The organism is Paraburkholderia sp. BR13444, from assembly GCF_040948755.1.
GTDB lineage: Bacteria > Pseudomonadota > Gammaproteobacteria > Burkholderiales > Burkholderiaceae > Paraburkholderia > Paraburkholderia youngii.
Genome location: NZ_JBFPKM010000008.1, coordinates 222504 through 236043, shown reverse-complemented (window position 1 = coordinate 236043; position 13540 = coordinate 222504). Strand labels below are relative to the sequence as shown.

Genomic DNA, 13540 nt, shown 5'->3' with positions numbered 1-13540 from the left:
CTGCTACTGGATATCACGCGCTTTTCAGCGCCTCATGCGTCGCTCATTGGAGCCCGAAAGCCGCCGTCCCAGGCGCATCCAGCGCGGATCATTGTCGCAGATCAAAGTTTTTGCCGGACAATTGCATCATCATGGCGCTTCTGTAGTTCGCGTTCCCGAACAAGCCCGTTCCGAATAGCGGTTAATAGCAAGTCAATTAAAAGCAGCTAGTCCCGAGATGCGCCGTTTCCGGATTCATGAGTCAATCCGCACACCCGCGCCGGGTATATAAATCGAGCGATAAGAACGTTCCAAAACGAGGCCCGGTGTGTATCGCAAAACTATCGGCTCTGCGGTCCTGTTCGTGGTGTGCGCGCTTCACGCGCTATGGAGCGGCGCGGCGTTAGCGGCCACCGACGCGTCCGGCGCGATGCCGCCATCGATGGACCAGCGCATACGCGCTTGCACGTCGTGTCACGGCGAGCAGGGCCAGGGACGCAAAAACGACTACTTCCCGCGCATCGCCGGCAAGCCGGCCGAGTACCTGTTCAACCAGCTGATCGCGTTTCGCGACGGCGGCCGCACCTATCCGCCGATGGGCTATCTGCTCGCGTTCCTGCCCGACGACTACCTGCGCCAGATCAGCGAGTACTTCGCGGCCCTGCAGCCGCCCTATCCCGAATCCGAGCGCGCCGCCCTATCGCCGAAGCTGCTTGCCGCCGGTGAAAAGCTCGTGACGCATGGCGACCCGGCGCGCGGCATCCCGGCGTGCATCGCCTGTCACGGCGCCCGCATGACCGGCACGCAGCCGGGCATTCCGGGCCTGCTCGGCTTGCACGCGAGCTATATCGCCGGACAGATGGGCACATGGCGCTCGGGCACCCGCCACGCGCTCGCGCCGGACTGCATGCGCACTATCGCGCTCAAGCTGAACGACAACGACATCGCCGCGGTATCGAACTGGCTCGCGCGCCAGCCGCGTCCCGCCGATCCCCGGCCCGCACCGGCATCCGCCGAGCGGCTGCCCCTCGCTTGCGGGAGCCAACCGCAATGAAGCCGACATTCCGCCCGCCCGGTTGGCTGCGCCCGGCCAGCATGGCTAGCGTCCTTGCAACCGGCAGCTTGGCGCTCGCGTTAATGGTCCATGGACCGCTCACGACGCCGGCGCGTGCCGCGACCGCCGCGCCCCAAGGCGCGGAAGCAACTGCCACGGCTGGAACCAGTTCCGACACTCGCCCCGAGATCGTCAGACGCGGCGAATACCTTGCGCGCGCGGGCGACTGCATTGCGTGCCACACCGCGCCGCGCGGCCGGCTGTTCGCCGGCGGGCTCGCGATGGAAACGCCGTTCGGCACACTGTATTCGCCGAACATCACGCCGGACCCGCAGTACGGCATCGGCACGTGGAGCGAGGAAGCGTTCTTCAAGATGATGCGCACCGGCCGCAAGCCGGACGGCGCGCCGATCTATCCGGCAATGCCGGTCGCCCAGTACACGAAGGTCACGCGCGAGGACTCGGACGCGATCTTCGCGTTCCTGAAGACCGTCGAGCCGGTGCGTCAGCCGAATCACCCGCACACGCTGCGCTTCCCGTTCAATCAGCGCGATCTGCTGTACGGCTGGCGCACGCTGTATTTCCACGAGGGTGAGTTCAAGCCCGACCCGACCAAATCGGTCGAATGGAATCGTGGCGCGTATCTGGTCGAGGGGCTCGGGCACTGCACGATGTGCCACACGCGCATCAACATGCTGGGCGGTTCGTCGCCGCGCGAGCAGTTCGCGGGCGGGCTGATTCCGGTGCAGAACTGGTACGCGCCGTCGCTCACTTCGGACAAGGACGGCGGCCTCGGCGACTGGAGCATCCAGGACATCGTCGATCTGCTGCAGGCGGGCATCTCCAATCGCGGCGCAGTCTACGGCCCGATGGCCGAGGTCACCTATCACAGCCTGCAGCATCTGAGCGAGGAAGACATCCGCGCGATGGCCGTCTATCTGAAGTCGCTGCCCGACCAGGGCGGCCGCAAGACCGGTCCGAGCGCGACGCCGAACCCGAAGGTGTTCGCGCTCGGCAAGCAGATCTATGCGGACAAGTGCGCGATCTGCCACGGTGACAACGGCGAAGGACAGCTGCCGCACTACCCGCCGCTCGCGGGCAACCAGTCGATCGAAATGGACTCGGCGGTCAATCCGATCCGCATCGTGCTGAACGGCGGCTTCCCGCCGGGCACCAAACGCAATCCGCAGCCGTTCGGCATGCCGCCGTTCGGCCAGGAGCTGAACGACGCCGAAGCGGCCGCCGTCGTCACGTTCATCCGCACCGCGTGGGGCAATCACGGGCTGCCGGTGACGGCCCGCGAGGTCAACGAGCTGCGCAAGGCACCGCTACATTGAGCTGCCGTCCCGAAAGGGCCACACCGAAGCGCCGCATAGGAGAAGCATCGACATGAAAGCGAACGACCCGCCCAGCGCCGCTCCGCCGACCGACGACGAAGTCGAACACGTCGTCGCGGCCGGTCCGCGCGGCGCGATCGCGCTGGCCGGCGTCGCCGCCGTCATCGTGATGCTGATCTGGTTCGCCTTCTACTTTTTCGCGTTTCTGCCGCGCGGCATCATCCACTGACCATGTCGACCGACTCCTCTCATCAACCCGGTAGCGGCCACGCGGTCGCATTGCGCGCCGAGCGGCGCTGGGCGATCTTCGCGGTCGCGCTGATCGTGCTGATGCTCGCCGTGATCGTGTTCGTGGGCGTGCATTGGTCGATGATGCCGCCGTCTCGCGTCGAGACGATCGATCCGTCACGCCTGCAGCTATCCGGCGAATTCGCCGAAGACAACCTCGGCAGCGCGGTGCAGCCGGACGGCTCGGTGATCGTGCGCTTCGTCGCGCAGCAGTACTCGTTCACGCCGCAATGTCTGCTGGTGCCCGCCGATACGCCGATCACGATCCGCACCACCAGCGCCGACGTCGTGCACGGCCTGCTCGTCACGGACACCAACATCAACACGATGGTCGTGCCCGGCTACGTCGCGACGCTGAACACCGAGTTCGACCATCCGGCCGATCACGCGATGCCGTGCCACGAATTCTGCGGCTTCGGCCATCAGACCATGTGGGCGCACGTGAAGGTGATCGACAAAGCCGCCTTCTTCGAGCAGGCACGACAATCACGGAGACTGAGCTGTGTTCCACGCTAAGCGACTCGTACTCGCGCATTTCTGGCTCGCCTTCATCACGTTCGCGATCGCGCTATGCCTCGGCGCATGGCAGATGCTGGTACGCAGTCCCCTGTTGCCGTGGATCGGCGATCCTGAGCTGTACTACCGTTCGGTCACCGCGCACGGCACCGTGATGGCCTACGTGATGCCGACGCTGGTCGCGATGGCCTTCGGCTACGCGATCGTCGAACTCTCGCTCGGGCAGCGCCTCGTCGGCCTCAAATGGGCGTGGGCCGCGCTCATCATGCTGCTGGTCGGCGCGGTGATGGCGATGGTGCCGGTCGCGCTCGGCCGCGCCTCGGTGCTCTACACGTTCTATCCGCCGATGGTCGGCAGTCCGTTCTACTACCTCGGCGTCGTGCTCGTAGTGGTCGGCTCGTGGATCTGGGTCGCGCTGATGCACGTGAACCTGCGCATCTGGAAGCGTGCGAACCCGGGCAAGCCCGTGCCGCTCGCGATGTTCGCGAACGTCGCGGGCGCGTACCTGTGGGCCTGGACCGCGGTCGGCGCGGCGCTCGAGATCCTGTTCCAGATCCTGCCGGTCGCGCTAGGCTTCGCCCATACGATCGACGCCGGCCTCGCCCGCGTGCTGTTCTCGTGGACGCTGCACGCGATCGTCTACTTCTGGCTGTTTCCGGCTTACATCGCGTTCTACACGCTGGTGCCACGCTCGATCGGCGGACGGCTCTACAGCGACTCGATGGCGCGGGTGTCGTTCATCCTGTTCCTCGTGTTCGCGATGCCGATCGGCATCCATCACCTGTTCGTCGATCCGCAAGTCGGCGCTGGCTTCAAGTTCGTGCATGCGGTGTTCACCGGCATGGTGTCGGTGCCGACGCTGCTGACCGTGTTCACGATCTGCGCGTCGGTGGAAATAGCCGGCCGGCTGCGCGGCGGCAAGGGCGCGCTCGGCTGGCTGACCGCGTTGCCGTGGAGCAACCCGATCATGCTGGCGGTCGCGTTCTCGTTCGTGATGCTCGGCTTCGGCGGCGCGGGCGGCCTCATCAACATGAGCTATCAGCTGAACTCGACCGTGCACAACACGCAGTGGGTGACCGGCCACTTCCACCTGATTTTCGGCGGCGCGATCGTCATCATGTACTTCGTGATCGCGTACGAACTGTGGCCGCAACTGACCGGCCGCGCGATCGTGTCGGTGAAACTGATGCGTACGCAATTGTGGCTGTGGTTCATCGGCATGATGGTGGTCACGATACCGTGGCATTGGGTCGGCCTGCTCGGCGCGCCGCGCCGCATGGCCTATTACGACTACGCGATGCCCGGCGTGCAGGGACAGGGCGTGTGGGTCGTCATGTCGGCGGTGGGCGGCCTGATCCTGCTGGTGTCCGGCCTGCAGTTCGTCTATATCCTCGCGAAATCGCAGTTCGGCCCCGTGGAAGAACCGCCGGCGTTCCGCTTCGCGGTCGCGGCGCACCCGGTCGAGCGCGTGCCGGTCGCGCTCAACGGCTTCGGCCTGTGGGTCGCGCTGATGATCGGGCTCACGGTCGTCAACTACAGCTTCCCGATCGTCCAGTTGCTCAAACTGCCGCAGACTTCGGTGCCGGCAGTCGTCGTCGGAGCGCCGCGATGAATGAAGAACGCCTGTTCACCCTGCGCAATCCGTGGTTCGTGTGGAGCGTCGGCGGCACGGTTGCGATCGCGGTCGTCGCGATCCTGATCGGCTTCGTATGGCTGCCGTCGGCTAGCAGCGCATTCGGCGACCTCAGCCTGTGGGCGAGGATTTGCGGCGCCGCCGGCGTGCCGTCGAGCTGGTACAGCGGCAACGAGAAGAGCCAGGTGCCGAGCGACGTCGTCGTATTGCCGCCTGCGGGCGCGAACCACCCGTTGGCGGATTCGATCGGCCGCGGCGCGACGCTTGCTAATCAGCACTGCTCGATGTGCCACGGCGTACTCGCTACCGTGCAGGTCACCGCGCCGCCGTTAGCCGGACAGTACGCCGACGCGATCTACAAGGAACTGCGCGACTTTCAGAGCGGCCAGCGGCCAAGCGCGGTGATGCAGGAGATCATCGCGGGACGCAGCGACCAGGATCTGCACGATCTGGCCGCCTACTACGCGTCGCTCCCGCTCGCTCCGGCCGCCGAGAAAACCCGGGCCGGCGAAGGACCCGATCCGATTGCTGTCAGGCTCGCGATGCAGGGCGATCCGCAACGCAATATCGCGCCGTGCGCGGCGTGTCATGGACAGCTAGACCGCAAAGGCGCGGCACCGTGGCTCGGCGGACTGGCGGCGGCCTATCTGAGCGCGCAGTTGCAAGCGTTCGCTTCGGGCGCTCGGCACAACGACATCAACGAGCAGATGCGCCATGTCGCGCGGCAGATGACGCCCGAGGAAATGGACGCCGTGTCGAGGTATTACGCGGCCATGCAGTAGTAGGAAGATGCGCGGTGACGCAGCGCAACGGCTCGCGTCACGCCGCCACAAACTCGCTATCCAGGCTCCGCGCGCCGACACCGCCCGCGCGCTTCGTGCCCGGCGCCGCAACACCGCCGCGCGACTCGCTGCCGGTCCGGAACACCGCCACCGCCGCCGACAGGCGCCGTGCCTGATCTTCCAGCGAACTCGCCGCCGCGGCCGCCTGCTCGACGAGCGCCGCGTTCTGCTGGGTGACCTCGTCCATCTGACCGACCGCGCGATTGACCTGATCGATGCCGGTGCTCTGTTCGAGCGCTGCCGCCGCGATTTCGTTCATGATCGAACTGACGCGCGCGATCGCGCCGACGATGTCGTTCATCGTCGTGCCCGAGCGTTCGACGAGCTGCGAGCCCTGCTCCACGCGCGCGGTCGACGCATCGATCAAGCCCTTGATCTCCTTGGCCGCCGCCGCGCTGCGCTGGGCGAGCGAGCGCACTTCGCTCGCGACGACCGCGAAGCCGCGTCCCTGCTCGCCGGCGCGCGCCGCCTCGACCGCGGCGTTCAGCGCGAGGATGTTGGTCTGGAACGCGATCCCCTCGATCACACCGACGATATCGGCGATCCGCCGCGAATCGTCGACGATGCCGTGCATCGTGCCGACCACCTGCTCGGTCAACTCGCCGCCCTGCGCGGCCAGCGTCGAGGCGCCCTGCGCGAGCGTGCTCGCCTGCTTCGCGTTGTCGGCCGTCTGCTTGACCGTCGAGGTCAGCTCTTCGATGCTGGCGGCCGTTTCCTCGAGCGCCGCGGCCTGCTCCTCGGTACGTTGCGACAGATCGGCATTGCCCGCTGCGATCTCGGTGACACCGGTATCGATCGATTCGGTGCCTTGACGAACCGCGTTGACGGTCGCGATCAGCGACTCCTGCATCTTGCGCAGCGCGGCCGCGAGACGACCCATTTCGTTGCCACCGAGCACTTCGACGCGGCCGCTCAGGTCGCCGTTGGCGATGCGCTGGAACTGCGCGATCGTCGCATCGACCGGCGCGACGATCGCGCGCACGAGCACGAAGCGGGCGAGCAAGCCGCCGACCAGCGACAGCGCAATGCCGATCGCCACCGCGGTGCAGATCGCGTAGAACAGCTCCTGCGCATCCTGATAGCGCTGTGCGCCATGATCGAGCTGCAACTGCTCGAGCGCGAGCATGGCCTTCTCGTACGCGCTGTACAGCGACGGCAGCTTATGCGCCTGCAATTGCTGGAAGGCGTTGGTGTCGGCCGACTTCAGCGCGGCGAGCGTCGGATCGACGCCATCGCGCAGAAACGCGTCGCGCTTTTGCTGCATGTCGGCGATCAGACGCTGCTCATCGGCATCCGTGCCCGCATGGCTCAAATAGTGGGCAAGCCGCTCGTCGGAGGCTTTGCGGTACTGATCGAAGCGCTTGAGCACCGCGCTCGCGCCGTCCTGGTCGTTAAGCGCGACGAGCGACGCGTAGGTCGCAAGCGCCAGACGCAGGCGCAGCAGCTGGCCGGAGCTGCCTTCGAGGTCCGCGACGGCGGGCGTGTCGACCGTGTACATCTGCTGCAGCGACGCGTTCGACGAGCGCAGCGACAACAATCCCGCAGCCGCGCCGAGCAGCAGCACGATGCCGAAGAACACGATCATCAGAGTGAGGCTGGTGCGAATCGACAGCTTTTTCAACATCGGACTGGTCTCCTTGGGCTGCCCGGCCGATGGTTCCGTATCGTTGACGATAGCTGCATGGCCACGCAGGCTGCGCCCACGCCGTTCGGCCCGGTCCGCAACTTGTCTGAAAATTAAGCAAACAGCACATTGAGGACAACGGCGTATCGGTCGAAAACTTTATGGTTGATCGCTCGCCCCGCTTGCGTTACATCAATGAAGTCTCGAAGCCCGTTTGCTGCAGCCTTTTTGTCGAAGCCCCTTCCCGCCCGGAGCGCGCCCATGTCGGAAATCGGTTCGGCCGTACTCGTGTTCGCGCTGCTGCTGATCGCCACCGGCCTCGGCGTCGGGGTGCGGCCGCTACTGCCGGAGGAGCACAAGGCGCACGAGACCGTACAGCTCGTGCAGCTCGTGATCGGCATGCTGGTGACGTTCGCCGCGCTGGTGCTGGGTTTGATGACGGCATCGGCGAAATCGAGCTTCGATACGGCGTCGAACGATATGCGCACCTATGCGGCCGAGCTGATCGAATTCGACACGACGCTGCGCGAGCTCGGCAGCGCGGCCGACGAGTCGCGGCGCCTGTTGCGCCAGTACACGGCGGCGGCGATCGCGTCGACGTGGCCGCGCGAGCCCGCGCCGAGCGGCGATTACCCGCGCGATCTTGGTTCGCCCGACAATTCGCAGCAACTCGAAAACGTCCGTCTGGGCGACATGCTGACGACGGTGGGGAGGCAATTGCGACAACTGCGCACGCAGGATGCGTTGCAACAACGCGCGCTCGATGACGCGTTGATTCAGTACCGGCGCGTCATCGACGCGCGCTGGAAGATCATCGAGGAAGCGCACAGCTCGATTTCGCGGCCGTTCTTCAAGACGCTGACGTTCTGGCTAGGCGTGATCTTTCTGAGCTTCGGGTTGATCGCGCCGCGCAATGCGTTGGCGCTGGTGACGATCACGCTGGGAGCGGTGTCGATTGCTTCGGCGGTTTATGTGATCGTCGATCTGGATACGCCGTTCACCGGGCCGATCGTGATTTCGAGTCTGCCGTTGCGGGACACGTTGGAGCATTTGAGCAGGTGACTTTCGGCGGGCAGGCAGGCTCCGTGCGCGCGTGTAACGTAAAAAATGCCGGCAAACAGAAGGCCCGCTTTCTTCACAGAAAAGCGGGCCTTTCTCGTTGTGTCGATCAGCGGGACGCTGGTCGGGTCGGCATTGAGCCGGAACGATCAGAACGGGATATCGTCGTCCATCTCGTCGAAGCCGCCGCCAGCCGGCGCGCTCGGACGGCTCGCGCCGCCACCGCCACTGCCTCCACGCGAGCCGCCGCCCGACGACATGCCGCGACCACCACCGCCGCCGCTACGCTCCGACGGCTCGCCACGGCTATAACCGCCTTCGTCGCCGCCACCCATCGAAGCGCCGCCTCGGCCGCCGAGCATTTGCATTTGTTCCGCGACGATCTCGGTCGAGTAACGATCGGTGCCGTCCTGGGCTTGCCACTTGCGTGTGCGGATGCGCCCTTCAAGGTACACCGACGAGCCCTTCTTCAGATATTCCGCCACGATTTCCGCCAGGCGGCCGAAGAACGCGACGCGGTGCCACTCGGTGGCTTCCTTCATCTCGCCCGACGCTTTGTCCTTGTAGCGGTCCGTCGTCGCAAGGCGGATGTTCGCCACTGCGTCGCCGCTCGGAAGATAACGGACTTCCGGATCGGCGCCGAGGTTGCCGACCAGAATGACCTTGTTCACGGATGCCATGAATTTCTCCTGTTGATTCCTGTTGCAGGCGGCGCGGCACTACGCGGTTCACGTCTCATGGCCGGCGGGCCCGAGACCAGAAGAGCGCCTCTGCCCGCCGCCGGGTGAGTTCTGGATGATTCGGGAAGTGCCCCGAGTACGCTGCGTTATGCCTTGCGCGGCGGCTGTTTCATCTTTGCGGCGATTATAAGCCAGCAAAATACCAGCCCGGAGCAGGCGAAGAAAACCGCGCTCTGGCCGTTCATTTTCAGCAGCCAGCCGCCGACCAACCCGCCCAGCGCAAGACCGATCGACTGCGTGGTGTTGTACACGCCGGCCGCGGCTCCCTTGCGGGTACCGGGCGCGAGCTTCGATACCAGCGAAGGCTGCGACGCTTCGAGAATATTGAAGCCGAGAAAGTACACGAACAGGATCGCCGCCACACTCAGAATCGTATGCGGAGCAACGCCCAATAACAACTGGCCGATCAGGATAAGGGCGATCGCCGACAACAGTACGATCTTCATCTTGCCGCGCTTCTCGGCGGCGATGATCGCCGGCACCATCATCACGAACGACAGCCCCATTACCGGCAAATACACCTTCCAGTGCGACGCGACCGGCAGCCCGCCCGCTTCGAGAATGCGCGGCACGACGAGGAACAGCGCGGTTTGCGTCGCGTGCAGCACGAGCACGCCGAAATTCAAGCGCAGCAGCTCGACGTTGTGCAGCACTTCGGCGAACGGCGCGCGCACGTGCACCGGCTTCGGCGCATCGGGCACGACCCACACCACCACACCGATCGCGAGGATCGCGAACACGCCGACCAGCGTGAAGAGCCCGCTCATGCCGAGCCAGTGGAACACGATCGGCGCGCCCACGATCGCGACCGCGAACGACACGCCGATGCTGCCGCCGACCATCGCCATCGCCTTCGTGCGATGTTCCTCCGCGGTCAGATCGGCGATGAACGCGATCACCGCCGACGACACCGCCCCCATTCCCTGAATCACCCGGCCGACGATGATCCACGTCATGTCGTGCGCGGCCGCCGCGACGAAGCTGCCGATCGCGAAGATCAGCAGGCCCGTCGCAATCACCGGCTTGCGGCCGACCTTGTCGGAGATCCAGCCGTAGAAAATGTAGAGCATCGACTGCGTGACGCCGTACGCGCCGAGCGCGATGCCGACGAGCAGCACGTTCTCGCCACCGGGGATGGTCTTCGCGTAGATCGAGAACACCGGCATGATCATGAAGAGACCCAGCATGCGCAGCGCGAAGATGGCGGCAAGCGACACGGTCGCGCGCAATTCGGGCGCGCTCATGCGTGTGGAGATGGCGGACGGATTGGACATCGAAGCGTTGTTTGAATGAACCGGGCGGCGAGCCCGTGGGGACAGCCTTGAGCGCCGGCACAGTGGAGCAGGACGAACAGGCGGGCGGCTAGCCCCGGCATATCGGCAGGTCCGCGCCGAAGAGACATCGCAATGCGCAAAGCCCGTGCCCTACCGTCCCCGCCGACGCTCGCGGCATCTTGTACTCACGGAAAACGGCCCCAGCTACGCCTCTTTCCCGCTGTCAGCACGCCGTAACGGCGGTCTGGAAAAGTCGTTATAGTAGCAGGTTTGGCCTCTTTCCCTTTCCGCAGTTCATGGAATAAATCCGTGGAACAAATCCGTATTCGTGGGGCTCGCACCCACAACCTGAAGAACGTCAATCTCGACCTACCGCGTCACAAGCTCGTCGTTATCACGGGGCTTTCGGGCTCCGGCAAATCGTCGCTGGCGTTCGATACGCTGTATGCGGAAGGACAGCGGCGCTACGTCGAAAGTCTGTCCGCCTATGCACGGCAGTTCCTGCAACTGATGGAAAAGCCCGACGTCGACCTGATCGAAGGGTTGTCGCCGGCTATCTCGATCGAACAGAAGGCGACCTCGCACAATCCGCGTTCGACGGTCGGCACCGTCACCGAAATCCACGATTATCTGCGTCTGCTGTTCGCGCGCGTCGGCACGCCCTACTGCCCCGATCACGAGATTCCGCTTGAAGCGCAAAGCGTGTCGCAGATGGTCGACGCGGCGCTCGCACTGCCTGAAGAAACGCGCGTGATGATCCTCGCGCCAGTCGTCAGCGATCGCAAGGGCGAGCACACGGATCTGTTCGAGGACATGCAGGCGCAAGGCTTCGTGCGCTTTCGCGTGCGCTCGGGCGGCGGTACCGCCAACGAAGGCAGCGCGAAGATCTACGAAGTCGACTCGCTGCCGAAGCTGAAGAAAAACGACAAGCATACGATCGACGTCGTGATCGACCGTCTGCGCGTGCGTCCCGACATGAAGCAGCGTCTCGCCGAATCGTTCGAAACGGCACTGCGTCTCGCCGACGGCCGCGCGATCGCGCTCGAAATGGATACGGACAAGGAGCACCTGTTCAGCTCGAAGTTCGCCTGCCCGATCTGCTCGTATTCGCTGCAGGAACTCGAGCCACGCCTGTTCTCGTTCAACAACCCGATGGGTGCGTGCCCCGAATGCGACGGCCTCGGCCAGATCACGTTCTTCGATCCGAAACGGGTGGTCGCGCATCCGTCGCTGTCGCTCGCGGCGGGCGCGGTGAAGGGCTGGGACCGGCGCAACCAGTTCTACTTCCAGATGCTGCAGAGCCTCGCGGCGTTCTACGACTTCGACATCGACACCGCGTTCGAGGACCTGCCAGAGAAAGTCCGCAAGATCCTGCTGTACGGTTCTGGCAAGCAGGAAATTCCGTTCTCGTACATCAACGAGCGCGGCCGCACGTCGGTGCGCGAGCACGTGTTCGAAGGGATCATCCCGAATCTGGAGCGGCGCTACCGCGAAACCGATTCGTCCGCGGTACGCGAAGAGCTCGCCAAGTATCAGAACAACCAGCCGTGCCCGGCGTGCGCGGGCACGCGGTTGCGTCGCGAGGCGCGCTTCGTGCGCATCGGCGCCGACAGCGACGCGCGCGGCATCTTCGAGATCAGCGGCTGGCCGTTGCGCGATGCGCTCGGCTACTTCCAGACGCTGCGCCTCGAGGGCTCGAAGCGCGAGATCGCCGACAAGGTCGTGAAGGAAATCGTCGCGCGTCTGATGTTCCTGAACAACGTCGGGCTCGATTATCTGTCGCTCGAACGCAGCGCGGAAACGCTGTCGGGCGGCGAAGCGCAGCGTATTCGCCTCGCCTCGCAAATCGGCTCGGGGCTGACCGGCGTAATGTACGTGCTCGATGAACCGTCGATCGGCCTGCATCAGCGCGACAACGACCGCCTGATCTCGACGCTCAAGCATCTGCGCGATCTCGGCAACTCGGTGATCGTCGTCGAGCACGACGAGGACATGATCCGCATGGCCGACTACGTGGTCGACATGGGCCCGGGCGCCGGCGAACACGGCGGCATGGTGATCGCGGAGGGCACGCCCAAAGAGATACAGAAGAACGCGGCGTCGCTGACGGGCCAGTACATGTCGGGCGCGCGCACGATCGAATACCCGGACGAGCGCAAGGAACCCGACGAGCGGCATCTGCGCATCGTCGAGGCCCACGGCAACAATCTGCACCACGTAACGCTCGATCTGCCGGTAGGTTTGCTGACCTGCGTGACCGGCGTGTCCGGCTCGGGCAAGTCGACGCTGATCAACGACACGCTGTACCAGGCGGTCGCGCATCATCTGTACGGCTCGGCCACGGAGCCGGCCCCGTACGAGTCGATCGAAGGCCTCGAACATTTCGACAAGGTGATCAACGTCGATCAGTCGCCGATCGGCCGCACGCCTCGCTCGAACCCGGCGACCTACACAGGCCTTTTCACGCCGATCCGCGAGTTGTTCGCGGGGGTGCCGGCCGCCAAGGAGCGCGGCTACGATCCGGGCCGCTTCTCGTTCAACGTGAAGGGCGGGCGCTGCGAATCGTGCCAGGGCGACGGCGTGCTGAAGGTCGAAATGCACTTCCTGCCCGATGTGTACGTGCCGTGCGACGTGTGCCACGGCAAGCGCTACAACCGCGAAACACTCGACATCCAGTACAAAGGCAGCAACATCAGCGAAGTGCTCGACATGACGGTCGAGCACGCGTATGAGTTCTTCAAGGCCGTGCCGGTCGTCGCGCGCAAGCTGAAAACCTTACTGGACGTGGGTCTAGGCTATATCCGCCTGGGTCAGTCGGCGACCACGCTATCGGGCGGCGAGGCGCAGCGTGTGAAACTATCGCTGGAACTGAGCAAGCGCGATACCGGTCGCACGCTATACATTCTTGACGAACCGACCACCGGCCTGCACTTTCACGATATCGCGCTGTTGCTGGAAGTCATCCACCGGTTACGTGACCAGGGTAATACCGTCGTGATCATCGAACATAATCTCGATGTAATCAAAACCGCGGACTGGGTCATCGATCTTGGCCCCGAAGGCGGCGCCGGCGGCGGGCAGATCATCGCCCAGGGCACGCCTGAGCAGATCGCGAAGTCGAAGGCCAGTTTTACCGGACAATATCTGGCGCCGCTGCTCAAGCGCGCCGCCAGCACAAAATAACGCTGCACTAT

At 64.7% G+C, this 13540-nt stretch carries 11 protein-coding genes; 8 read left to right on the top strand and 3 right to left on the bottom strand.

Annotated features, from left to right (window positions below; genetic code table 11):
* The first annotated feature begins 307 nt into the window (after nucleotides 1-307).
* Genes AB3X95_RS23355 through AB3X95_RS23330 form a run of 6 tightly spaced genes read left to right on the top strand, consistent with a single transcriptional unit; the run spans nucleotide 308 to nucleotide 5589 of the window.
* On the top strand, nucleotides 308-1033 hold the full coding sequence (locus tag AB3X95_RS23355; protein WP_368622666.1) for a cytochrome c: 726 nt from the start codon (nucleotides 308-310) through the stop codon (nucleotides 1031-1033).
* Nucleotides 1030-2370, top strand: coding sequence for a cytochrome c (locus AB3X95_RS23350; protein WP_184226047.1), 1341 nt, complete (start codon nucleotides 1030-1032; stop codon nucleotides 2368-2370). Before AB3X95_RS23355 ends, AB3X95_RS23350 begins: the two co-directional genes overlap by 4 nt.
* Nucleotides 2371-2422: 52 nt before the next feature.
* Nucleotides 2423-2599 carry a hypothetical protein gene (locus tag AB3X95_RS23345; protein ID WP_176125045.1) on the top strand — a complete coding sequence of 59 codons (177 nt, stop codon included), beginning with the start codon at nucleotides 2423-2425 and terminating at the stop codon, nucleotides 2597-2599.
* 2 nt (nucleotides 2600-2601) lie between these two features.
* Nucleotides 2602-3174 carry a cytochrome C oxidase subunit II gene (locus tag AB3X95_RS23340; RefSeq protein ID WP_176125046.1) on the top strand — a complete coding sequence of 191 codons (573 nt, stop codon included), beginning with the start codon at nucleotides 2602-2604 and terminating at the stop codon, nucleotides 3172-3174.
* Complete coding sequence (locus tag AB3X95_RS23335) at nucleotides 3161-4786, top strand: b(o/a)3-type cytochrome-c oxidase subunit 1 (protein ID WP_176125047.1); 1626 nt, start codon at nucleotides 3161-3163, stop codon at nucleotides 4784-4786. The genes AB3X95_RS23340 and AB3X95_RS23335 overlap by 14 nt, the downstream gene beginning before the upstream one ends.
* Entirely contained in the window at nucleotides 4783-5589 is an 807-nt protein-coding gene (locus AB3X95_RS23330; RefSeq protein ID WP_176125048.1) for a cytochrome c, read from the top strand. Before AB3X95_RS23335 ends, AB3X95_RS23330 begins: the two co-directional genes overlap by 4 nt.
* Before the next feature lie 37 nt (nucleotides 5590-5626).
* Here the strand turns inward: AB3X95_RS23330 and AB3X95_RS23325 are convergent, their stop codons facing one another.
* Nucleotides 5627-7273, bottom strand: a complete 1647-nt coding sequence (locus AB3X95_RS23325; RefSeq protein ID WP_176125049.1) for a methyl-accepting chemotaxis protein — start codon at nucleotides 7271-7273, stop codon at nucleotides 5627-5629.
* 261 nt (nucleotides 7274-7534) lie between these two features.
* Here AB3X95_RS23325 and AB3X95_RS23320 point away from each other — a divergent pair, with 261 nt between their 5' ends.
* Nucleotides 7535-8335 (top strand): hypothetical protein, encoded by an 801-nt coding sequence (locus AB3X95_RS23320; protein WP_176125050.1) that lies wholly within the window; start codon nucleotides 7535-7537, stop codon nucleotides 8333-8335.
* Between the two features lie 146 nt (nucleotides 8336-8481).
* Here the strand turns inward: AB3X95_RS23320 and AB3X95_RS23315 are convergent, their stop codons facing one another.
* Both AB3X95_RS23315 and AB3X95_RS23310 read right to left on the bottom strand, forming a co-directional pair.
* Nucleotides 8482-9012: a single-stranded DNA-binding protein gene (locus AB3X95_RS23315; protein WP_152851823.1), complete on the bottom strand. Its 531-nt coding sequence runs from the start codon at nucleotides 9010-9012 to the stop codon at nucleotides 8482-8484.
* A 146-nt stretch (nucleotides 9013-9158) separates the two neighbouring features.
* Nucleotides 9159-10346, bottom strand: a complete 1188-nt coding sequence (locus tag AB3X95_RS23310) for an MFS transporter (protein ID WP_176368416.1) — start codon at nucleotides 10344-10346, stop codon at nucleotides 9159-9161.
* 309 nt (nucleotides 10347-10655) lie between these two features.
* On the opposite strand from AB3X95_RS23310, the gene uvrA reads away from it, so the two are divergent.
* Complete coding sequence (gene uvrA / locus AB3X95_RS23305; protein ID WP_176125053.1) at nucleotides 10656-13529, top strand: excinuclease ABC subunit UvrA; 2874 nt, start codon at nucleotides 10656-10658, stop codon at nucleotides 13527-13529.
* Nucleotides 13530-13540: the final 11 nt, after the last annotated feature.

Coding starts and splice junctions, on each gene's coding strand:
- AB3X95_RS23350 (WP_184226047.1), top strand. CDS start 1,030: ATGAAGCCGACATTCCGCCCGCCCGGTTGGCTGCGCCCGGCCAGCATG.
- AB3X95_RS23345 (WP_176125045.1), top strand. CDS start 2,423: ATGAAAGCGAACGACCCGCCCAGCGCCGCTCCGCCGACCGACGACGAA.
- AB3X95_RS23340 (WP_176125046.1), top strand. CDS start 2,602: ATGTCGACCGACTCCTCTCATCAACCCGGTAGCGGCCACGCGGTCGCA.
- AB3X95_RS23330 (WP_176125048.1), top strand. CDS start 4,783: ATGAATGAAGAACGCCTGTTCACCCTGCGCAATCCGTGGTTCGTGTGG.
- AB3X95_RS23325 (WP_176125049.1), bottom strand. CDS start 7,273: ATGTTGAAAAAGCTGTCGATTCGCACCAGCCTCACTCTGATGATCGTG.
- AB3X95_RS23320 (WP_176125050.1), top strand. CDS start 7,535: ATGTCGGAAATCGGTTCGGCCGTACTCGTGTTCGCGCTGCTGCTGATC.
- AB3X95_RS23315 (WP_152851823.1), bottom strand. CDS start 9,012: ATGGCATCCGTGAACAAGGTCATTCTGGTCGGCAACCTCGGCGCCGAT.
- AB3X95_RS23310 (WP_176368416.1), bottom strand. CDS start 10,346: ATGTCCAATCCGTCCGCCATCTCCACACGCATGAGCGCGCCCGAATTG.